The organism is Streptomyces sp. Ac-502, assembly GCF_045222935.1.
GTDB lineage: Bacteria > Actinomycetota > Actinomycetes > Streptomycetales > Streptomycetaceae > Streptomyces > Streptomyces monomycini.
The window spans coordinates 45,591-65,241 of record NZ_JBHFFO010000001.1; the positions used below are offsets into that span (position 1 = coordinate 45,591).

Genomic DNA, 19,651 nt, shown 5'->3' on the forward strand with positions numbered 1-19,651 from the left:
CGCCTCGGCCTTAAGACCCGCGGCCTGGTCGTGGGCATCTCCTTTGGAATCAACCATCTGCCTCCGCCTCGTCGTGCGGGGCGGGAACCCTCGCTTTTGCGTCAAGTGGTGAGGAGTGTCTGCGGAGCGGGGGCAGCGAGAGGACCATCGGCATGTACATGCACGCAGGGGAGCGTCGGTCTGGCTGGAGCGGGTGAGTAGCCCCCGGGCGCAGGAGCCCTGTCGTGTTTCCGAGATGCGGGTTCTGCCCGCTGTAGCCCGCTTGGCTCAGCCCGTGGGGCACCGGGGCCGAGTGGGAGAAGGGCAAACGGAGTTGACGAAAGGCAGTTATTCGGCAATGCGGAGTCGTCGAAGGCGGTTGGTTGCCGTCGTGGTCGCGGTCCTGACCGGGCTGGCGACACTGGTCCCGAACGTGTCGCTGGCCGCAACGGCGGCACCTGCGGTGGACAACGACGGCAGTTCGCCGTTCGCCACGTACAACATGCAGGGCTCCAACAACGGCGAGCGCTGGAATACGGAAGTGCGGCAGCTGGCCGCAGACAACGCGGTGGTCGCGCTCCAGGAGGTCGGCAGCGGGCCGCCCCTGCCGGAGTCGCCGGACCGGTCCAGCTTCCGGCAGATCCGTCTCAGCCCGTCCCGCCCCAGGCCCTTACCCAGTTCTGTTACGCAGGTGACCTGGCCAGGCGGCCCCAACCGCAGTGACCGATACGTGTACTTCCTGCAGACTGATCCCCAAAGGGTCCGCGAGACGGGCACGGACAGGTGGCAGGGCGGCCGGGTCAACTTGGCCACAGTCACCGATTCCCCGGCCGACGAGATCCGCGTACTGGAAAACCCCCACTACGACCCGGATCCGAATCCCTCGAACACCCGCTACCGGGCCCGTCCCTTACTCGGTCTGCGGTTCGGGAACACCTGGTACTGGAACACCCACGCCCGAGGCCATGACGTGCAGCCACTGCTCACCCAGGTCCGGAACGTCGCGGCCGGCGACGGCCGGAACTGGGCTCTGGTCGGTGACTTCAACCTCAACATCCTCGGCCTCAACGACGCGCACGCCCGCAATACGTCACTGCATCTGCGCGACGAAGAGACCTTGGCCCGTACCAATCAGGCGACGTTCATCAACGGCAACAACCCAAGCGAGCTGGACTACGCCGTCACCCACGGCCTGGCGGGCTTCCATGCAACCGTTCCGCAGGGCCGTGGCTCCGACCACGCTCCCGTGTACTTTGGCCGAACAGCGCCGCCAAGCCGGCTACCGAGCCCGTCCCACACTTACGGCACAGTCCTGAGCACCCCGACCGGCCGTCTGCTGCAGGACAATCCGGACGACTCATTCACGGTCGGCGACGCCGGCTACGGCGACAATCAAACCTTCCAGATGTACACCACCGGCATGCTCGACCACTTCATCCAAAACACCGGTACGAAAGACTGCATCGCCATCGCGCCGAAGGTTCGCCGGGACGTGTCGGCCCGGACCGTCGCCGGCGACTGCGGCGATCCACGAGCGCAGTGGTCGGTGAGCGAGCTGAAGAGCGAGGAGGGAGACCTTAACCAGGACTACGGCAGGCTGCAGCGCTGGCGCAACGTCGCCTCCCCGGACTCTGCCTGGCCCGGGAAGGTAAAGCAGTCACCGCAGCGCCCTGCACTGACGACGATACCCAAGGGTGGAGGGACGTCTCTGCTGCCCCCGCGAAATGGCTGACGGCCAAGGGGAATGCGCGTCTTGACTCCGAGTGGCTCGGAGGTCGGATGCGGCGGGCCGGGGCGGTCAGCGGCACCGAGGTCTACAAGGCCCCCGTACCGCCCAAGTCCTGGTGGATCTACTGGCTGTTGTGGGAGCGGCAGGAATTCGGCTGGAAAGTCCAACGAGTCAGCCCGTCCGGCAACCTGGTCCGGCTCAAAAGTGAGGACGGCGACAAGTGGTGCCTGGGCAGCCGGGATGAACACGCCCGCACGGAAACAGATGCGGTACTCCGGACCTGCGACGAGGACCGAGGTGTCAATGGCGCCGGCCAGCGCTGGTTGGCCGAGAGCTTCCCGGACGGCAGCATCCGCTTCCGCAACGAGGCGAACAACCTGTGCCTGCAGTCCCCCGACGCGGAACGTGGCGGGATCTCCCTCTACGAGTGCAGGGACTACCCCGCCCAGCGCTGGAGCGTGGTGAATCCCTGAGCCCCATGCCGCCAGGACCCTCGCACAGCCGGGTCCTGGCGGCCCCGCCCCTGCGCGCTCGGCTGACCTGCCCTTCCCGTGGCGTGACGGGCAATGCTGATGTCTCAGCGCCCCCTCGGTCAGCGGAATGCTCGCCCGCTGCAGACCCCGTCTCACGTCTGGGACGGTTATCGGCCCGATGCCTCATGAGGCATACCGAACGCGAAGAACCCCCGCACTGGGCCGCGCTCTCCGGCAGCGACGCCGTCGCCGCCCGTCCTGCCCGCCGCCACAGCGCTGGCGGCGCGCGTCACCGGGCCTGGCGTGTCCGGACGGAGACCCGCTTGAGGAAAGCTGGAGTAGCTGCGGGCCTGCTCCGGCTTTCATCCACGTTGGTTCAACGCGCGGGTCAGTTCGCGGTTGGCGGCCCGAGCAGCTTCCAGTTCGGCCCGCCGTTCTCCCAGTCGTGATGCCAGCTCGACGTTTTGTTGTTCCAGATGGGTGACCGTCCGGCGGTGCTCGTCAATGTCCGCCGGGGCGCCGAGCCTCGGCTCGCGCCATACCTGCTCGCCGAGGTCCTGCGACAGGTGTTTCTCCAGTTGCCGAGCGACCCGAGGAAGCACGGTGTTCGCTATGCGGGGGTGTCCGGCGGGCTCCAGATGTCCGGTCCGCCGCCGCGCCGTTCGATGTCCGGACCTTCCAGATCGATCTGGTCGGGGTCGGTACCGGCCCGGCGCAGGAACTCGGCCACGTCGGCCGGGCGATAGGCGAGGCCCAGGGTGGTGCCGTCGACACAGACGCGCCGCCCGCCGGCCGGTGCCGGCGGCTGCACGATGACCCGGGGCGCAGAAGCATCCACCCCTCCACCCTGCGGCCGCCACCGGCCCCGTGCACCCGCAGGCCCCGGGACTGGCCCTGCGGCCGTACGACGTACCGCCCCTCGCGGGAAGCAGCCTGCCGGGGTGCACTGGGGTGGGGCGAAGCGGCGTCCCGATGCCGGTGCCCGGGGCCTCGGGGGCGCCTCGGGCACCGGCATCCACACCGGCGTCAGAAGTCCTGATCGCCGAGCGCGTCGGCGATACCGCGGTGCTGGCGCATCCGCCGGTAGACCGCTGCGAAGGAGCTGAGCGGTGTCTCGGTCTCCCAGTACCGCTGCCCCGCCACGTCCTGCGCCACCGCTGCGGCCACCCCCTGGGTGACGCGCAGCACCCGCTCCCAGAGGTCCCGGCCGTAGAAGTGGCCCGCATGCTCGGCCAGCATGATCCGCTCGATCCGGCCCCGCTCAGAGAGCGTTTCGTCCTTTTGTTTCATCCTGTGATGCGGAGTTGGTTGCGTTTTCAGGCGCCTCGCCAGTTGAGAGTGGATTCGCCGGTGAGGTGGCGGCTCATCACGTCGATCATCGCGAGGTAGATCATGGCGCTGGAACGGGCGGGCAGGGCCTCATAGTCGCGGGCCAGGCGGCGGTGGAACATCAGCCATCCCAGTGTTCGCTCCACCGTCCAGCGCCGCGGTAGCGGGGCGAAGCCCCTGGTCGCGGGGTTACGGCGGACGATTTCCATGTCGATGCCGAGGCGGGCGGCGTGTTCGACGAGGTGTTGGCGGTAGCCGCCGTCCACCCAGGTCTTGCGGACGGCAGGATGCTCGGCGGCAACCGTCTCGACGAGGTGGGCGCCGGCCACGGAGTCCTGCACGCTGGCCGCGGTGACCAGCACCCCGAGCAACAGCCCGATCGTGTCGATCATGATGCTCCGCTTACGGCCTACGATCTTCTTGCCCGCGTCGGTGCCCTGTCCGGCGGCGGGAACGTTCGCCGAGGTCTTGATGCTCTGTGAGTCGATGATGCAGGCGCTCGGCTCGGGCGCGCGGCCTTCGTCCTCGCGGACACGGCTGCGGAGCAGGCTGTTGAGCTGGGTGAGGATGCCCTCCTTCTCCCAGTGGGCGAAGTAGGCGTAACACGTCTGCCAGGGCGGATAGTCGTGCGGCAGGTAGCGCCAGGGAATGCCGGTCCGGTTCACGTACAAGATGGCGTCCATCAGGGTGCGCAGATCGTGCTCAGGCGGGCGGCCGAAGTCCAGGGCGCGGCCGCGGCGCTCGAGGCGCCAGGCGGCCAGGACCGGTTCGACCAGGGCCCAGCGGGCATCGGACAGATCACTGGGATAGCGGCGGCGTGCGGTCATGGTGCTGGCGTACCGCGTGCCGGCCCGTGCGCCCAGGCGCGTTGTCCGGCGGCGGGAGCAAAGGCGGTGCAACAGGGCTTCTTGGAATGAGACGGGAGCTTGCCGGGTGAGACGGGCCAGTGGCCGCTACGTCCACGCCACCAGCCCCAGCCTCCTCTCAAGTCCCCAGCGTGACACGGCAGAAAACAATCGATACTGCAGCCAGACAGCGCAAAACGCTCTCTCAGCCGGCACCGCACGGAACCCCGGCGCATCTCCGCCCTCAGCCACCGACACCGCGGCCGACGGCCAAGCCTCAGCCCACCCCTGCTCAGCGCCCCCTCGCTCTCCTCGACCGCATCGGCCTCGAGGAGATCAAGGCCCAGACCGAGCGGACACTCCGCCCTCGCCAGCAGGTGGTGGCCCGCGATGTCCACGGCGCCCCCATCCCGGGCATTGACTTGAGGCTCACCCTCACCGGCAACGCCGCCGTACGCTTCCTGAGCCTGGCTGCAAGGCCGATGGCCGACGCATCCCTCGCTGTCACCGTCCGCACTGACCACCAGGGCATCGCAAACGTTCCCGCCTTCACCACCGGCACCAGCCCTGGCACCGCCACCCTCCGTGCCACGGTCCCCGGTGCACCTGATCCTGCGGTCACCTTCACCATCACCGTCCGCCCGGCTGCCACCCCTGCTGCCGACCGCCTCAGTCCCCTCGACGCCGCGGAGATCACGGTGCCGGTGGACACTGCGTTACCTCGCCGCTGCGGATCATGGCCACCCAGGCCCGTACCCCGGTGGCAGGGGCCAGGGTCGAAGCGGTCATCGTGTCGTCGGGGCGCACGCCCACCGAGGACGGCCCGTACTTCGAGGGCCGTCAGCACCGTCGGCTGCGCATGCTCGTCCTGCCTCCCGCCGACGCCGAAGGCGTCATACCGCTTCCAGCCCTGCAGGCCGGGCACCGTCCCGGCGGCTACGTCCTGCGCCTGACCACACCCGCGGGCATTCGCCTGGACATTCCCGTCACCGTCACCGCAGCACCGGCCGCACCCGCCCATCCGCCCCGGCCGCCTTCGGGTAGCACATGTCCGAGATGATGCTGAGGCTGACGCCCATCGACTGCTCTTCTCAGCCGGAGGCTGAGAAGAGCAGTCGATGGGCGGAGTGTGTGCCGGAGGCGCCTGATACCGGTGATGCCGGGGCAGCCGGACCGGCCGCTCTCTCTGCCAGCTGCTCCATCCCCAACGGGCCCCGCAGACCTCGTACTAAGGAAACACATGAATCGCACCAGACCTATACGTCTCGCAGCTTTCGCTACGACGCTGGTCACTAGCCTTCTCGCGTTGGGGGCCTCACCCGCCCTGGCCGTCAGCGGTACTCCGGCCTCCGGCGCCACCGCCGCCTACACCGTGCGCCTCGACATAGGCGAGGGTGAGCGCGCCTGCTCCGGCACGCTCGTGGACGAGCGGTGGGTGCTCACCGCGGCCTCCTGTTTCGCCGCCCGCCCCGGTACCGCGCTCGCGTCCGGGGCGCCGCCGAAGAAGACCGTCGCCACCATCGGCCGTCGCGACCTGACCACCACTGCCGGACTGGTCACCCAGGTCACCGAACTCGTCCCCTACCAGGGGCGCGACCTAGTCATGGCCCGCCTGCACAGGCCCACCACCGGTATCGCCGGGATCTCCCCGATCCCCCTGGCCACCTCCGCCCCTGCGGCCGGTGAGAAGCTGAAGGCCGCCGGGTTTGGGCGGACCCGGGACGAGTGGTCACCGCTGACCATGCACGAAGGCGTCTTCGCTGTGGATGCTGCGGACGACGGCCAGGTGGCCGTTACCGGGCAGGACGGCGTTGCCGTCTGTGCGGGCGACACCGGCGGCCCGCTGGTGCGGGAGAAGAACGGCAAGGCCGAACTCGTCGCCGTCAACAGCCGGTCCTGGCAGGGCGGGTGCTTCGGGCAGGATCCGGCCGAAACCCGCACCGGTGCCCTGTCGGCCCGCCTCGACGACAGCGCCGCACGGGCCTGGGTCAAGGGGGTGCAGGAGCGGCTGCGCGAGATCGTGAGCATGGCCGACGTCAACGGCGACGGATCCGACGACCTGATCATCCAGGGCGTGGACGGCAGCATCACGGTACGGACCGCCGTCAAGAACTTCGCGCCCAAGCCCGGCAAGCCCGCCTACCGCTTCAGCGCAGAAAAGCACTGGAGCGCGGGCTGGGCCAACTTCACGGGCGAGCCCGGCAAGGGACGGCTGTACTTCGCCGACGTCACCGGCGACGGGAAGGCCGACCTGATCGTCCACGGCACCGACGGCAAAATCTCCGTACGCACCAACAAGGGCACCTACTTCGACGGCGGCACCGACTGGAGCGAAGGCTGGGCCAACTACCTCGGCCAGCCCGGCAAGGGACACCTCTACTTCGCCGACATCACCGGCGACGGCAAGGCCGACCTGATCGTCCACGGCACCGACGGCAAAATCTCCGTACGCACCAACAAGGGCACCTACTTCGACGGCGGCACCGACTGGAGCGAAGGCTGGGCCAACTACCTCGGCCAGCCCGGCAAGGGACACCTGCACTTCGCCGACGTTGACGCCGACAAGAGGGCTGACCTCGTCGTCCAGGGGGCCGACGGCAAGGTCGCCGTACGCGCCAATACCGGGGCGGCCTTCGTCGTCACCCCCGGTGACGACTGGATCTGATCCAAAAGGGGTGAGGGCGGATACGCCCTCACCCCGCTGCCGGCAAGGCCGCGGACGCGACGACTGCCGCTGTCCAGGCCGCCGCGCTATTCCCGTGTGCGCATACGGGCCGGGCCGAAGCCGCGTTCCCGCAGCAGCCCGGCGCCGACGGCCGCGGAGCACTCAGCTGAAGGCGGCGCCGGTCGCACGGGCGGTGTAGAACCTGGCGTCGTACCCGTAGCCCTTCAGGGCGCGCCGGAACGACGGGCTGCCGGCGGCATCGAAGAATTGCACATAGGTGTTCCAGTACCCCGTCCCGGCGTCCGGGTGGCTCGCCGGGTCGGTCACGCTGATGGCCTGCTGCCAGAAGGACTCACCGGAGACCACCCGGCAAAACGACTTCACGCCCACGCCGGTGGGTTTCGCATCGGTGAGCTGTCCGCTGGCCTTGTGCAGCCTGCGCACCGATCCGCCGCTCGTGACCAGCAGGTACTGGTGGTCACTGTAGTCGGCATCGAGGCCATGGCCGTTGAACGCCTTCTCAAAGGTGTATTTCCAGACCTGCTCGAGTCGAGTGTCCAGGCGGTTGCCGGTGACGCGGTACTTGGCAATGGTCCAGGTGCCCAGTGCCCACAGGTAGCCCCCGTCGAAGTAGAGGCCGTGCGCGCCCTGGTACTTGATCTCCTGGACGCGGGTGAGTGTGCTGGGGTCCTCCGGATCGCGCGGCCCATAGACGGTGAGAAATCCGGGGTAATCGACACGGTCGGACGCCTGCGACGAAGCCGTCACCACGGCACCGGTGGCCGGTACCCGTTCGATCGCATGCGGATTGCCGTACGGACGGGCGGACCACAGCAGCGCACCACCCTTGCCCGTGCCGACGATCCCGACCTTGCCGGCGGAGGCCGTGACCAGGGCGACCCAGCCTCGGGCGCCCGCGTTGCGGAACCTGACGTCGGACAGCCCGAGCCAGGCGTTCTTGCCGTCCACCCAGGCTGCGGGCGGCGACCAGCGCCACACCTGGCTGGCCGGAGTCCACTCCACATCGGCCGGGTGCACGAGCACCACGTTCCTCGCCTGCTCACAGACGGCCACATGGTAGGCCCCGGCAGCATGTGCCCGGGCCGGTACGGCCCAGGACGCCAACGGCGCACCCGCGACCGCAGCGGCCGCCTTCAGCAGGGTGCGGCGGTTCATTGGCCCGCCTGTTCCCGCGCCGGCGAAGGCGACAGCAGAAGGAAGTGATCTCATAGCCGCACCGTACCGGCAGCTCGCCGTAGATCCGTCGCCGTACGCATGACCGTCGCCATCCGCATCCGTGTCATCGGCACCGACAGTCGGTCTGCCGGAATGCGGCCAGGCAAGGGGTATGGCCCACGTCCTCCCCGTAACCACGTTCGCGGCACCGGTGACGGCACCGGATGGGCTGCTGACCTCGGCCAGGGAGCGCACGTCAGCCGACTGCGCCTTCCTGGCGCCCATGCGCACCAGCCGAGCCTGGTCATCACGGACCCGCTGCCCGCGCGGCTCCGCGGTGCTGTCTCGGGTGTGCAGGCGCATCCACACCTGGCGGGCTGCCCGATACGGAGCAGTCGGACAAAAGTTTCTATGTGGCCGTTTTTCCGCGACACCGCTGTTACGTGGAAGCGATTCGTCCGTCAAAGACGCCTCGTACCTTACGTACAGCAGTCACCGCCCGTCTCACAGCGCCGCCTGTGAAAGGGGCAGCGTACGACGCACGTCTTTCGTCCCGTTCCACACGACCAGCCAGCGATGGAGTCACGTATGTCTGCCTTACTGCCTCACCGCCGCACCGCCTTGCGCACCCTGGCGGCCTGCGCCGCGGTGACCGCCACCGTGCTCGGCCCGGCCTCCGCGGCGTTCGCCGGCAGCGCGGCGCGCACAGCCGGGCCGACGCCTGCCGATATCGCGCGGTGCACGGTCACCGAGAAGGTTTACTCGGTTCTTCCCATCGAGGGCGCGTACGTGGAGATCACCAACCGGCCGATTCCCAAGAACGGCCCTGAGGGGCCGCAGGCGGTCCTGAAAGACAAGGACGGCGACCTTCTCACCAGGGACGGCGATATCCCCTACGGGGGTGTGAACTACAACCACCCCCTCAATGAGGAAGCCGGGCTCAAGCTCACCGACCTGGACAGCGGCCGGGCCCAGCTGTGGCAGCGCCGACCGTCGGGCGGCGTCGCCTTCGACCGCACCCACACCTTCCCCGCACTGCCCAAGGGCTGCCCGGCCCGCTGGGAAGCGGAGGGCGGCGGCACCTACGTCCGGACGGCGAAGCTGGCGGACGGCGGCTCCATCGCCAAGATCTACCGGATGGGCCCCGCCCACTACCGGGCGGACGGCTTTTTCGACGACGGGCAGTCGTTCGGCTCCATCGAGGCAACCCCCGCCGAGCCCTACGACGCCGGCAACCTCAACGGAATGATCATCGCGCTCTCCTCGAAGGGCGAGGTGGCCTCCTGGATCGCAAAGGTCCGCCCGAGTGGCCCGCACAACGAAACGCTCGCCGACGGCAAGACCGTCGTCCAAGTGACCGAACTCGGCGACCAGCACTACCGGGCGGTCCTCGTCGACAAGGACGGGCGCACCCTCGGCACGATGGAGGTCGACGGCGAGCGCAAGTTCCGCTCGGCAATCAAGGTGGGCTCCCTGTGGGCCGTCCTGGAGACCAACGGCAGCGTCACCTCACACGTGGCGCGCTGAACCAGAGCAACGCCTTACCGTGCGTGGGCATCCGGCGCGGACACAGCTGTGTCCGCGCCGGATGCCCACGCCACCGCCTGATCACTGCACAGCTGCGCGCGCCCGCACCTGGCGGGCCGTCTGCCACTTCGGTGAGCACTTCTTCGCCGCCTCGGGCGGGTTCGTCGCAGCCATCCTCGCGGCCGGCATCCTCAGCATGGTCTTTGGGCTACCGTTTCTGCCCGCGCTCACCGCAATGTGCACCGGCGGCACATCACTCGCTTACCCCCGTGCGGAGCACCGGCGGAACCCGCTGCGCTCACTCCCGACCGCGCAGCAGTTCCCCATCCCTGTTCCGTCCGTACCGGCCAGGCTCCCAGCCCCACCGACAACACAGTCGGCCTTTCCCCGGTCAGCAAACGATGGTGGACCGGCCCGTCTCCAGGTCCAGGGTCGGTACGGGCTGACGCTGATCGTGCCGACACGCGACGTCGCGGCCGCAGTCGCGGGCGAACTGCCAGCTCTGACGCTCGTCGCGGTCGGCCGGCTCCGGGAGCATGGCCGTGAGCTGGTACCCCCAGGCGGACAGGGCGTCCGTTGCGGCCTCGGGTGTCATGCAGGCTTAACCGCGGTAGGTGTGCGTGTCGACGTCGGTGACCACGCTCGGCAGCAGGCGCAGCACTTCCCGGGCGTCGGTGAGCGCGGCGACGGCGTCGTTGACGAGGGCTTCGTGGCGGACCTCTTGCTGATGGCGGGCGGCGTGGACCGCGGCGAGGTCGTCGTGATGGTCGCCGCCGCGGCCCGTCGCGGACGGTTCGTACGAAGTGCGTCCTAGCGTGCGGACATGGAACCCACCTCCTTTCCCGAGCCACTGCACCGCTCGATCCAGCAGTACGTTGCCGAAACGGCCTCCAACGGCCAGGAGGTCCTGTACCACCTCGGTACCGGGGTGCACGGCTCAAAGCGGATGACGCTGTACCGCCTCACCGACGCAGCGGACACCATGAACATGGCGGCCTTGCTGTTCGCCGCGTACTGCCAGCGCGAGGGCATGTCCGACGACGCGCTCCAGTCCTACCTGCAGACCAAGCAGCAGCGCAGCCGAGCCGACGGTCCCGGGCCCGAGGAACAAGTGGAGCTGGCGGGCCTGCTGGGAGACCCCGCCCCTGAAACCGACGATCCGGAACTGGACTTCGGTACGCATGGGCCCAGGCGCGCGCCGAAGCGGCCACAACGGCCGAAGACCCGCAAAGACTCTTCACCGCGGCGTGCCTGCACGGACTGCGCGCCAGACTCAGCGACGACATCGACGCTCTCGACACCCACCTCCCGCCCCACGTCGCGGCGCTGGCCCGCAAGGTCGCCGAAGCCCTGGAGGAGCCGCCGCAGCCCCCGGCATAACGCGGAAGCGGTGCTGCCTCGCGCGGCTGCCCGCCGCTGCCCCGCGGAGTTACCGGGTGCGGCCGGCTCGCTCACCCGGCTCTCAGAACGAGTCGTCCGCAGGCGGAGGCAGCGTACGCAGCACCGCCTCCGGGCGGCAGATCGCGCACGTGGTGGCCACCTCCGGTCCCTGCGCCAGGAGCCGCAGGGCGTCCGCATCGGTGGCCAGGCTTCCGCCCTCCGATCCGGCGGCGCAGTCCATGCGGTACACCAGGCGCCGCCCGTCCCGCGTCACATCGACGCGCCAGCGGGTGCGCTTCTCCGGCGGGGGCGGATCGAGGACGGTGTAGTCCTGGTCCTCAAGGGGCTGCACGATCGGATACGGCGCGCAACCGCTGACCACGTGGGGCTGCTGGATCGGGCCGCGCGGAGTGAGCTGGTAACCAGCACGTATTCAAAAGGCGTCGTATTTCCGCCGACGAACGCCCTCTGCGGTGAAGCTCAGAGAGCACCCGCCGATCTAGGCGCCCACCACGACGACTTCATAGCTCTTGGCGGTCGGCGGGCGGCCGTCGGGGCGCAGCTTGGCGTTGACCACGGCGAGGCGGTCCCCGAAGCGGGCCGTTGCGGTCGGGATGCGGAACAGGCCGTTGCTGATGGTCTTCTTGGTGATGCCGCGGGACAGGTCCCCGTTCAGCGTGATGCGCTGGATCTGGTTGCGGAAGTTCTGCACCGCCCACAGGGTGTGTCCGTGCAGTGCGATGCCGTCGACCATGGGCACACTCACCCCGGTCACGGCCCGGCTGTGTCCGCTGACGGCATCGACGGTGTACAGCGCGCCCTTGCTGGAGTGCGACACCACCAGGGTGCGCCCGCCAGGCGTGGCCCGGATGCCGTTGAGGTTGAACTTGCCGGCGAGGTCGGCTGCCGGGCCGCGCACGGTGAGCGTGGTGAAGCGGCCGGGGGTCCCGCGGGGGCCGACCGGCACGAAGTGCAGCCGGGCCCGGCGGGAGTCGGTGAACCAGGCGCCGTCACGGGTCAGGGCGACATCGTTGATCAAGGCGGTGTGCGCGGCCCCGAACCGGTAGACAGCCACCGTGGTCTTGCGCCGCAGATCGTAGACGTACGCCTGGCCGGTGGAACCTCCCGCAACGAACAGCAGCGGATGCCGGGCGTGGGCCTGCATGCCCAGGGCCTGGCGGCCCGGCGGGGCATCGATGAACCGGGCGGCGGTACCCGACTGGAGATCACCGCGGTAGATGTCGCCCGCGAAATAGTCCCCGGCGTAGAAGGCGGAGCCACGGCCGGGGCAAATGCCTTCGGCCGAAGTGGCCCCCGGCAGCCTGATCACCATCGGGGACCTGCCCACGGACGAAGTGTCCGACGGCGGGACGGCCGCAGCAGCCGCCACCAGGAGCGGAAGCGGCCATCCGGCTACCCCCAGCCGACCAAGGCCGCGGCGCACCCGGCCCCGAAGACCGCCCGGCACGAGGCGAAGGAATCGCGGAGAAAAAGGCACGCACCAGTACTACCCGGACAGCTGCGCCGGCGACCACACCCGTACGGCCTTCCGTGCCCCCGTCCCGGCCCCGGCCCGGGACGCGGCTGGCCAGATTGGCTGCCGCGGTCGGTTGGTGAGTCGTTTCGCGATGAGTGCGGGTGTCGCGCGCTGACCGGCACTGCGATGTCGGTTTGTTCTGATGTCAGTCGGGGCTTGCGGTGGGAGTGCGGGGTGTGCTTATGCCGCTGAGGGGTAACGCGCGGTCGAAGGTCGGGCTGTCGCCTTGGGGCAGACATCCGGCCTCTCGCGGAGGTGGACCAGCGACGGCGGCCTGTCCGGCTTCAGGACGGGCCGCCGTTGTGAGGGCCGAGGGGGGCAGCCGGCGTCCGGGGTCGCGGTTGTTCCGGCTTCTTCGGCGGCGATGCGTGCTTCTGCTTCCGCGCTGTCGGTGCCGGCGGCGCGTTTGCCGAAGCCGCGGTGGACGACCAGGAGCTGGTCGCGGGTGCCGTTCTTGTCGCGATAGGCGATCGCGGCGGGTCCCGCACCGCTGAGGTGGCCGGGGAACTTGGTGTCGGTACTCCACCGGGTGCCGTCGTAGTGGGACCACCACAGATGCTGGTCGCCGGTGCCGAAGCCGCGGTGGATGCAGTACATCTCGCCGCCGAAGACCGCCAGGGCCGGGCCTTCGAGGCTGAGGTGGCCGGGGAGCTTGGCGTCCTCGGTCCAGTTGCCGTTGCCGTTCAGGCTGGTGGCGTACAGGTTGTTGTCGCTGCCGCTGCCCCGGTGGACGCAGTGCAGCCAGCCGTTGTGGACGGCCAGGGCAGGGTTGGAGGACGTGAAGTGCCGGGGGAACTTGTAGCCGGCGCTCCACCGGGTGCCGTCGTAAGTGGTGCACCACAGGTTGGCCTCGGCGCCGCCGCGGTGGACGCAGTACAGCTTGTTGTTGTAGACGGCCAGGGCAGGCTCGACATTGCTGGTGGCGGGCATCTTGGCGTCCGCGTTCCAGTTGACACCGTCCGCGGTGGACGTGTGGTAGAGCAGCGTGTCGCCGCCGGCACCCCGGTGGACGCAGTGCAGTCGGCCCCCGTACACCGCCAGGGCCGGGCCGGCACCGCTCAGGTGGGCCGGGAACGGCTTGTCGTCCGTCCAGCCGTTGTCGGGATCGTAGGAGGTCCACCACAGCTTGCTGTCGCTGGCACCGCGGTGCACGACATACAACCGGCCCTTGAACTCCGTCACCGCCGGGTTCGCGGCACTCATGTGGCCCGGGAACTTGGTGTCGGTGTTCCAGCCCGCCCCGGGCTCGAACACCGTCCACCACAAGTTGGTGTCCTCCGACGGGGCCAGACTGACCGGGATGAGCATCAGAGGCGAGATCCACGGCGAGACCAGCTTGCAGCCGTAGCCGTTGGAGACCGCCTGCACCCACGCCTTCTGCGCCAGCGCCGCCACCGCGACGAGAGACGACAAAGGCTCCTTCAGCGCCTCGCCAAGGACGTCAGCGATCAGGTCCTTGATCTCCACGTACTTGTCCACGGCCTCCTGGTTGAGGTGCAGCTCGAACCCCCACCAGAACGTCTTGGCGCTCACGCTGGCGCCCAGCACCTCCAGCTCCTTGCGCGCCGCCTCCGCACGCTGCCGGGCCTCCGGAGGCGCCTCGTAGAGCCAGCTCTGTTCGCCTTCGCCATCCGGCGTCGCGGTGGACTCGCCCCCAGCCATGAATGCCTCCCCTTGTCCCGCACGGCACCGGCCAGCCGGGGAACACCCCGGCCCGGACCCCTTCCAGAAAGAAGCCCGGTGCGTTCCGCCACTGTCCCAATCACCCACACCCAAAGACCGACGTTTCCTGACAGGGCATGGCCAGGATGGGCGAATTGGCGGAGAAGCCTCCCTTGCCAGGCTTGACCACGCGCACCGGCTCGGCACGCAAGTACGACTTCGAGGGAACATCGCACACCGCTTCCCCGACGGACTGCACAACAGCCTGCCGAGCACTGGCCGAAACCCACCCCGAGCGGCATCAAAAGTCATCGCGATTGATCATGCCGAGACGCGCTCAACGGCTCCCGAACCTGTTACGAAACGACACCCGTTGATACCTCCACAGCCACCGCAGCGCCCGGTAGCGCAGCCCGCGCACTGCACGCGCCACTCCGGCAAGCTGCCTGCTTCCGCCCGGCGACACCCACGCTCCGCCGTATCACCGCGACGCACCACAGCAAAAAACACACGCCTGACCTGCGAAAACACCACCCGAGCCTTTACCCCGGACCCCGACCCCAACACACCAACCTCAATCCCCGAAGATCCCGCACAACGCCAGACCAGCCCCCGTGACACTCCCGACGAACCGTTGCGGAAAACCCGCAACGCACCAGTCCGCACCCCAACCACACACCCCGGGGATCACATCCCACCGGTCACTACCGGCCCGCCGCACGCCTCGGCGAAGCCGGAGGCAGGGCGGTGGTCGCCCAGCGCCAGCGCTGCCCGCCGCACGCGATCGGCCGTCTCTCGGTCGGCGACACGTCCGATCGTGCCGCGGAACTTCCGGACGATCTCTTCGTCGGTGAGCGGTCGCTGTTCGTGTCCGCGGTTGTACTGCTCACGGTGGCGTACCACTCGCCCGTCGGTGAGTTCGATCTCCACGAAACCGGAATAGGCCGACGGGAAAGCGCTGTCGGAATCGTCTTCGACCCGTATCTTTCGGGCCAGTTCCCGGATCCGGGCGTCGGCGCGGGCGTCGGCTTCGAGTTCGTCGAGGGTCAGCCGGCCGCGGACCAACGACGCGGCGACGGTGAACGGGAGGCTGAATTTGGCGTCGTACTCGTCGCGCGGCGCCCGTTTGGCCCCGGCGGGCTCGCACACCACCTTGCGCGGAACCGGGTGGATCGCGCAGCGGACCTTGGCGATGTCCTCCGCCCGCAGGGCGTGCTCCTTGCGGAGGATGAGCGCGGCGTCGACGAAGGCGTGGAGGAAATGGCAGACGGGGAAGGGTTTCACGGCGGTGCGCAGCAGTTCCCAGCTCACGCCCAGATCCTCGGACACGGCAGCCGGGCGTGCGTTCCGGCTCGGCACGTGCGTGGTGTAAAGGCCGAAGCGGCCTTCGTAAACGGCGGGAGGACCGCTCCAGCCGGCCCTGGCGAAGCTCGCGGCGGTCAGTCCGCTCGCGGCGGCCCAGCCGGGATGGAAACGCTTGGTCCACGACCCGTCCTCCAGGAACTCCATCAGGCCCGCCGCCTGTGACCCGACGATGCCCTGCGCGGTGGCCAGGCCGCCGGCGTCCAACCCCATGATCTTGCCGGCGGCGACGGCGGCTCCGAACGCTCCTGCCACGGCCGTCGGATGAAAGCCCACGTCGTGCAGACCACCGGCGGCTCCCATGCCGACCCGGGCCATGACCTCGACACCGAGGACGTAGCCGAGCAGCAGGTCGCGCGTCGAGGCGTTCGAGGCGACCGCGGCGGACAACGCGGCGGGCAGGACCACGGAGGTGACATGAGCGACGGCGGGCAGATGGGTGTCGTCGAAATCCAGGCCGTGGATCAGGATGCCGTTGAGCACGGCGGCGTCGCGCGCGGTAAGCCGGTCCGCCGTGCCGAACACGACGTGCTCCCCGGCGCCGAATGCCGACAAGGCGTCGCGGGCCACGCCGGCGAAGGGGAACGCGGTGGAGGCGAAGGCGATACCGACGGCGTCGAGCACGAGGTGGCGGGCGCGCTGGAGCACCTCGTCGGGAACGTCACCGATCTCGGTCCGTGCGACGAACTCACCCACCAGCTCGGCCAGATATCGTTGGTCCCGACTTTCGACGGTCATCCCGAAGGCTCCTCTGCTCGCTGTACCGACATCTCATTCGAGGATCGGCCCCCAGGGCTGCCGCGGTGAAATGACCATAGGGAAGCCGGCTCATGCGCGCGGCGTATGGTCGCTGGATGGAGTTACGCGAGCTGAGCTGGTTCATCACCCTCGCCGAAAGTGAGCACGTCACCGCGGCGGCGCAGAAGCTGAACATCTCGCAGCCGACCCTGTCCCGCGCACTGGCGCGGCTGGAACGACGGCTCGGCGTACGGCTCTTCGACCGGCAGCAGAACCGCTTGCACCTCAATCGCTACGGTGAGGTGTTCCACGCGCACGCCGTACGAGCGGTCGGCGAGGTCGCGTCGGCCGAACAGCGCATCCGGGCCCTCCTCGACCCCGACGCGGGCACCATCGCCCTGGGTTTTCTCCACTCGCTGGGCAGCTGGCTCGTCCCCGACCTGCTGCGGAAGTACCGGTCGATCGCGCCGTCGGCCGCCTTCCAGCTACGGGGAACGCCGCCGACATCGTCGTGGACGAGGTCCGCCACCGCCGCCTCGACGTCGGATTCACCAGCCCCCGGCCGGCCGGGGAGGACATCCGCTGGGTTCCGCTGCTGGAAGAACGGCTCGCCCTCCTCGTCCCCGAGAATCACCCGCTGGCCACCCGGGCAGCGGTCACGGCCGGCGAACTCGCGGCCGAGCGCTTCGTCACGTTCCCCCGGGCGTTCGGGGTGCGGCAGATCCTCGACCAGGTCTGCACCGAGGCGGCGTTCACGCCCCAACTCGCCGTGGAGGGCACGGAGCTCAGCACACTGCGGGCCCTGGTCGCGGCCGAGGCCGGTATCGCGATCGTGCCGGAGTCCCGATCGGAAACCGCGCTCCACCCCGGCACCGTGGAAGTCCCGTTGAACGAGACCGGCGCGAAGCGGGTGATCGGGATCGTCACCGGCGCCGACGGACCGGCCACCCCCGCCGCCCGCCGCTTCTGCGCGTTCGTGACGAGCACCCTTCCTGTCCTGCATACGCCTGACGCATAGACCGGCCCAACGTCCGTCATTTCCTTTGCCGGCCACCGTGCCCGCAGGCTGGTGGTGCCCGTCGAACACGCTGGCCCCCGCCGTACGGCAGGACGTGCTTTCCGCGCCGTACGGCAGCCGGCCGCGCCTCGTCGGGGGCTCAACGGCACCTTCGTAACGAAAGGAGTGAGGAGTTGACCACCCATCCCGCATGCCTGCTGCGTGAGCTGATCAATGGCGACGAATTGGTCATCGCTCCAGGCGTCTATGACGGCTTGACCGCCACACTGGTGGAGCGCGCCGGGTTTCCCGCCGCGTACGTGAGCGGGGCGTCAGCTTCCGTAAGTGTGCTCGGCCGGCCCGATCTGGGACTGATGTCCGCCGGCGAGATCGCCGCACACGTCGTCCGCCTGCGAGGCGCCACCTCACTGCCGCTGATCGTCGATATCGACACCGGCCACGGCAACGAGCTCAACGTCCGCCATGCGGTGGAGACCCACGTCCGGCTCGGTGCCGCCGCCGTCCACATCGAGGACCAGGTCTTCCCCAAGCGCTGCGGACACCTCACCGGCAAGACCGTCGTCGACGCCGAGGAGGCCGTGCGGAAGGTCCGCGCCGCAGTCGCCGCCCGGGGAAGCCACGATCTCGTGATCATCGCCCGTACCGACGCGCTGACCCCGCTCGGCCTGGACGAGGCGATCGACCGCGGTCGCCGGTTCGCCGACGCCGGTGCGGACATGGTCTTCGTCGAGGCTCCCGAGAACCGCCACCAGCTCGACCGGATCGCCCGCAGCATCGACGTCCCGCTGGTGATCAACGTGATCGCCAACTCCCGGACCCCCTGCTCAAGGCATCCGACTACGCCGGCCTGGGCTATCGGCTGGGCATCTACCCCTTCGTGAACATCGCCGCCGCGAGCGCGGCCGCCGACTCGGCACTGACCCGGCTGCGCGACACCGGTCTGCCGCCCCAGGACGCGGACGGCCCGGCCGAGCTGTTCGGCACCGTCGGTCTGGACGACTGGCTCCAGTGGCCCGACCGGCTCGTCACCGCAAAGCCACCGCCCCCTGCCCGGCCGACGACGGGAAAGGAGAACTCCTGATGGGCGGGCAGGCATCGATCCCCCTCGTCCTCATGCGGGGCGGCACCAGCAAAGGCATCTACCTCCACGAACGCGACCTCCCCCAGCCGGTCAGGCACGTGACGCGCTGCTGCGCCGGCTCATGGGCTCTCCCGACGTCCTCCAGATCGACGGACTGGGCGGCTCCCGCCCGATCACGTCCAAAGTGGCCGTCGTCGCGCCCTCCACCCGCGACGACGCCGATGTCGACTACACCTTCGCCCAGGTCGACATCGAAAGCGGCCGGGTCAGCTACAACGGCAACTGCGGCAACATCTCCTCCGGCGTGGGCCCGTTCGCGATCGACGAACGCCTCGTCCCCGCGCACGAGGGCGTGACCGTGGTCCGCATCCACAACACGAACACCGGCAAGATCCTCATCGCGCGAGTGCCGGTCTCCGGCGGCCTCGCCGAGGTGACGGGCGGCCTGGCCATCCCGGGCGTACCGGGAACCGGAGCCGAGATCGTCATGGACTGGTCGGCCACGATCGGTGCCATGACCGGGCGCCTGCTGCCCACCGGCGCCCCTGTCGACAGGCTCACCCTGGAGGACGGCCGCGTCATCGACGCTTCGATCGTCGACGCGGGCAACCCGGTCGTCTGGCTGCGCGCCGAGGACTTCGGACTGACCGGAGACGAACGCACCGAAATCAACGACGACCGTGATCTCCTCGCGCTCGTACGCGAGGCGCGCGGAAAGGCTTGCGTCCTGATGGGCCTGTGCGCCGATTGGCGTCGTGGCGACACGGACGTCCCCGCGGTGCCCTTCGTCGGCCTCGTCGCGCCACCGCTCTCGTACACCACCTTGAACGGACAGCGGGCCGAGGCCGGGCACATGGACCTGCGGCTCCACCTGATGTTCATGAACCGCCTGCACGAAAGCATCGCCGTCACCGCCTCGATCAGCCTCGCCGCCGCGTCCCGCGTCCGCGGCACCACCGTCCACGACGTAGTCAAGTCCCGCCGGCCCGGTGCGCTGCTGGTCGGCCACCCCTCCGGGATCACCGACGTCTCGGTCACCGCCGATGACGACACCAGCGGCCCGGAAGTGACCTTCCGGTCGCTCGGCATCAGCCGGACCGCGCGCCGGTTGATGGCTGGTCGCGCCTTCTACTCGTAAGTAGGTGTTCTT

Annotated in this window: 21 protein-coding genes and 1 pseudogene; 10 read left to right on the forward strand and 12 right to left on the reverse strand. The window is 69.3% G+C overall.

Annotated elements, in window-relative coordinates:
- Positions 1–370: 370 nt before the first annotated feature.
- The gene (locus ACEXOX_RS00250) at positions 371–1,711 is read left to right on the forward strand and encodes an endonuclease/exonuclease/phosphatase family protein (RefSeq protein WP_406518375.1); all 1,341 of its coding nucleotides are present in this window, start codon (positions 371–373) and stop codon (positions 1,709–1,711) included.
- Positions 1,712–1,758: 47 nt separating this feature from the next.
- Positions 1,759–2,181, forward strand: a complete 423-nt coding sequence (locus ACEXOX_RS00255) for an RICIN domain-containing protein (protein ID WP_406518376.1) — start codon at positions 1,759–1,761, stop codon at positions 2,179–2,181.
- A 362-nt stretch (positions 2,182–2,543) separates the two neighbouring features.
- Here the strand turns inward: ACEXOX_RS00255 and ACEXOX_RS00260 are convergent, their stop codons facing one another.
- From ACEXOX_RS00260 to ACEXOX_RS00275, 4 genes are all read right to left on the reverse strand, one after another.
- Complete coding sequence (locus ACEXOX_RS00260) at positions 2,544–2,783, reverse strand: hypothetical protein (RefSeq protein WP_406518378.1); 240 nt, start codon at positions 2,781–2,783, stop codon at positions 2,544–2,546.
- A gap of 8 nt (positions 2,784–2,791) precedes the next feature.
- The gene (locus ACEXOX_RS00265; protein ID WP_406518379.1) at positions 2,792–3,019 is read right to left on the reverse strand and encodes a hypothetical protein; all 228 of its coding nucleotides are present in this window, start codon (positions 3,017–3,019) and stop codon (positions 2,792–2,794) included.
- A 188-nt stretch (positions 3,020–3,207) separates the two neighbouring features.
- Positions 3,208–3,471 (reverse strand): hypothetical protein, encoded by a 264-nt coding sequence (locus tag ACEXOX_RS00270; protein WP_406518380.1) that lies wholly within the window; start codon positions 3,469–3,471, stop codon positions 3,208–3,210.
- Positions 3,472–3,497: 26 nt separating this feature from the next.
- Positions 3,498–4,337: an IS5 family transposase gene (locus ACEXOX_RS00275; RefSeq protein WP_406518381.1), complete on the reverse strand. Its 840-nt coding sequence runs from the start codon at positions 4,335–4,337 to the stop codon at positions 3,498–3,500.
- 754 nt (positions 4,338–5,091) lie between these two features.
- Here ACEXOX_RS00275 and ACEXOX_RS00280 point away from each other — a divergent pair.
- Positions 5,092–5,415 (forward strand): hypothetical protein, encoded by a 324-nt coding sequence (locus ACEXOX_RS00280; RefSeq protein ID WP_406518382.1) that lies wholly within the window; start codon positions 5,092–5,094, stop codon positions 5,413–5,415.
- Positions 5,416–5,661: 246 nt separating this feature from the next.
- Positions 5,662–7,020, forward strand: a complete 1,359-nt coding sequence (locus tag ACEXOX_RS00285) for a trypsin-like serine protease (RefSeq protein ID WP_406518383.1) — start codon at positions 5,662–5,664, stop codon at positions 7,018–7,020.
- 162 nt (positions 7,021–7,182) lie between these two features.
- Here ACEXOX_RS00285 and ACEXOX_RS00290 read toward each other — a convergent pair whose 3' ends face one another.
- Entirely contained in the window at positions 7,183–8,196 is a 1,014-nt protein-coding gene (locus tag ACEXOX_RS00290; RefSeq protein ID WP_406518384.1) for a DUF6528 family protein, read from the reverse strand.
- Positions 8,197–8,784: 588 nt separating this feature from the next.
- On the opposite strand from ACEXOX_RS00290, the gene ACEXOX_RS00295 reads away from it, so the two are divergent.
- On the forward strand, positions 8,785–9,723 hold the full coding sequence (locus ACEXOX_RS00295) for a hypothetical protein (protein WP_406518385.1): 939 nt from the start codon (positions 8,785–8,787) through the stop codon (positions 9,721–9,723).
- 391 nt (positions 9,724–10,114) lie between these two features.
- On the opposite strand, the gene ACEXOX_RS00300 is transcribed toward ACEXOX_RS00295, so the two are convergent.
- The 7 genes from ACEXOX_RS00300 to ACEXOX_RS00330 all read right to left on the reverse strand — a co-directional run bounded on the left by ACEXOX_RS00300 (position 10,115) and on the right by ACEXOX_RS00330 (position 16,402).
- Entirely contained in the window at positions 10,115–10,318 is a 204-nt protein-coding gene (locus ACEXOX_RS00300; protein WP_406518386.1) for a hypothetical protein, read from the reverse strand.
- A 6-nt stretch (positions 10,319–10,324) separates the two neighbouring features.
- The gene (locus ACEXOX_RS00305; protein ID WP_406518387.1) at positions 10,325–10,657 is read right to left on the reverse strand and encodes a hypothetical protein; all 333 of its coding nucleotides are present in this window, start codon (positions 10,655–10,657) and stop codon (positions 10,325–10,327) included.
- A gap of 3 nt (positions 10,658–10,660) precedes the next feature.
- Positions 10,661–10,906 carry a hypothetical protein gene (locus tag ACEXOX_RS00310; RefSeq protein WP_406518388.1) on the reverse strand — a complete coding sequence of 82 codons (246 nt, stop codon included), beginning with the start codon at positions 10,904–10,906 and terminating at the stop codon, positions 10,661–10,663.
- Positions 10,907–11,185: 279 nt separating this feature from the next.
- Positions 11,186–11,455, reverse strand: a complete 270-nt coding sequence (locus ACEXOX_RS00315) for a DUF6233 domain-containing protein (protein WP_406518390.1) — start codon at positions 11,453–11,455, stop codon at positions 11,186–11,188.
- A gap of 147 nt (positions 11,456–11,602) precedes the next feature.
- Positions 11,603–12,451 (reverse strand): hypothetical protein, encoded by an 849-nt coding sequence (locus ACEXOX_RS00320; protein ID WP_406518391.1) that lies wholly within the window; start codon positions 12,449–12,451, stop codon positions 11,603–11,605.
- 369 nt (positions 12,452–12,820) lie between these two features.
- Positions 12,821–14,302 carry a hypothetical protein gene (locus ACEXOX_RS00325; protein WP_406518392.1) on the reverse strand — a complete coding sequence of 494 codons (1,482 nt, stop codon included), beginning with the start codon at positions 14,300–14,302 and terminating at the stop codon, positions 12,821–12,823.
- A gap of 687 nt (positions 14,303–14,989) precedes the next feature.
- Complete coding sequence (locus tag ACEXOX_RS00330; RefSeq protein WP_406518393.1) at positions 14,990–16,402, reverse strand: MmgE/PrpD family protein; 1,413 nt, start codon at positions 16,400–16,402, stop codon at positions 14,990–14,992.
- A gap of 116 nt (positions 16,403–16,518) precedes the next feature.
- On the opposite strand from ACEXOX_RS00330, the pseudogene ACEXOX_RS00335 reads away from it, so the two are divergent.
- The 5 genes and pseudogenes from ACEXOX_RS00335 to ACEXOX_RS00355 form a co-directional block, all read left to right on the forward strand.
- Positions 16,519–16,644 (forward strand): annotated as a pseudogene (locus ACEXOX_RS00335) (LysR family transcriptional regulator); the annotation flags it as partial.
- A gap of 269 nt (positions 16,645–16,913) precedes the next feature.
- Positions 16,914–17,420: a LysR substrate-binding domain-containing protein gene (locus ACEXOX_RS00340; protein ID WP_406518394.1), complete on the forward strand. Its 507-nt coding sequence runs from the start codon at positions 16,914–16,916 to the stop codon at positions 17,418–17,420.
- A gap of 173 nt (positions 17,421–17,593) precedes the next feature.
- Positions 17,594–18,301, forward strand: a complete 708-nt coding sequence (locus tag ACEXOX_RS00345; RefSeq protein ID WP_406518395.1) for an oxaloacetate decarboxylase — start codon at positions 17,594–17,596, stop codon at positions 18,299–18,301.
- Positions 18,298–18,501, forward strand: coding sequence for a hypothetical protein (locus ACEXOX_RS00350; protein ID WP_406518396.1), 204 nt, complete (start codon positions 18,298–18,300; stop codon positions 18,499–18,501). The genes ACEXOX_RS00345 and ACEXOX_RS00350 overlap by 4 nt, the downstream gene beginning before the upstream one ends.
- Before the next feature lie 121 nt (positions 18,502–18,622).
- Complete coding sequence (locus ACEXOX_RS00355) at positions 18,623–19,639, forward strand: PrpF domain-containing protein (protein WP_406518397.1); 1,017 nt, start codon at positions 18,623–18,625, stop codon at positions 19,637–19,639.
- The last annotated feature ends 12 nt before the right edge of the window (positions 19,640–19,651 follow it).

Coding starts and splice junctions, on each gene's coding strand:
- ACEXOX_RS00275 (WP_406518381.1), bottom strand. CDS start 4,337: ATGACCGCACGCCGCCGCTATCCCAGTGATCTGTCCGATGCCCGCTGG.
- ACEXOX_RS00270 (WP_406518380.1), bottom strand. CDS start 3,471: ATGAAACAAAAGGACGAAACGCTCTCTGAGCGGGGCCGGATCGAGCGG.
- ACEXOX_RS00295 (WP_406518385.1), top strand. CDS start 8,785: ATGTCTGCCTTACTGCCTCACCGCCGCACCGCCTTGCGCACCCTGGCG.
- ACEXOX_RS00355 (WP_406518397.1), top strand. CDS start 18,623: ATGGGCTCTCCCGACGTCCTCCAGATCGACGGACTGGGCGGCTCCCGC.
- ACEXOX_RS00310 (WP_406518388.1), bottom strand. CDS start 10,906: ATGCGTACCGAAGTCCAGTTCCGGATCGTCGGTTTCAGGGGCGGGGTC.
- ACEXOX_RS00290 (WP_406518384.1), bottom strand. CDS start 8,196: ATGAACCGCCGCACCCTGCTGAAGGCGGCCGCTGCGGTCGCGGGTGCG.
- ACEXOX_RS00325 (WP_406518392.1), bottom strand. CDS start 14,302: ATGGCTGGGGGCGAGTCCACCGCGACGCCGGATGGCGAAGGCGAACAG.
- ACEXOX_RS00330 (WP_406518393.1), bottom strand. CDS start 16,402: ATGACCGTCGAAAGTCGGGACCAACGATATCTGGCCGAGCTGGTGGGT.
- ACEXOX_RS00255 (WP_406518376.1), top strand. CDS start 1,759: ATGCGGCGGGCCGGGGCGGTCAGCGGCACCGAGGTCTACAAGGCCCCC.
- ACEXOX_RS00300 (WP_406518386.1), bottom strand. CDS start 10,318: ATGACACCCGAGGCCGCAACGGACGCCCTGTCCGCCTGGGGGTACCAG.
- ACEXOX_RS00280 (WP_406518382.1), top strand. CDS start 5,092: ATGGCCACCCAGGCCCGTACCCCGGTGGCAGGGGCCAGGGTCGAAGCG.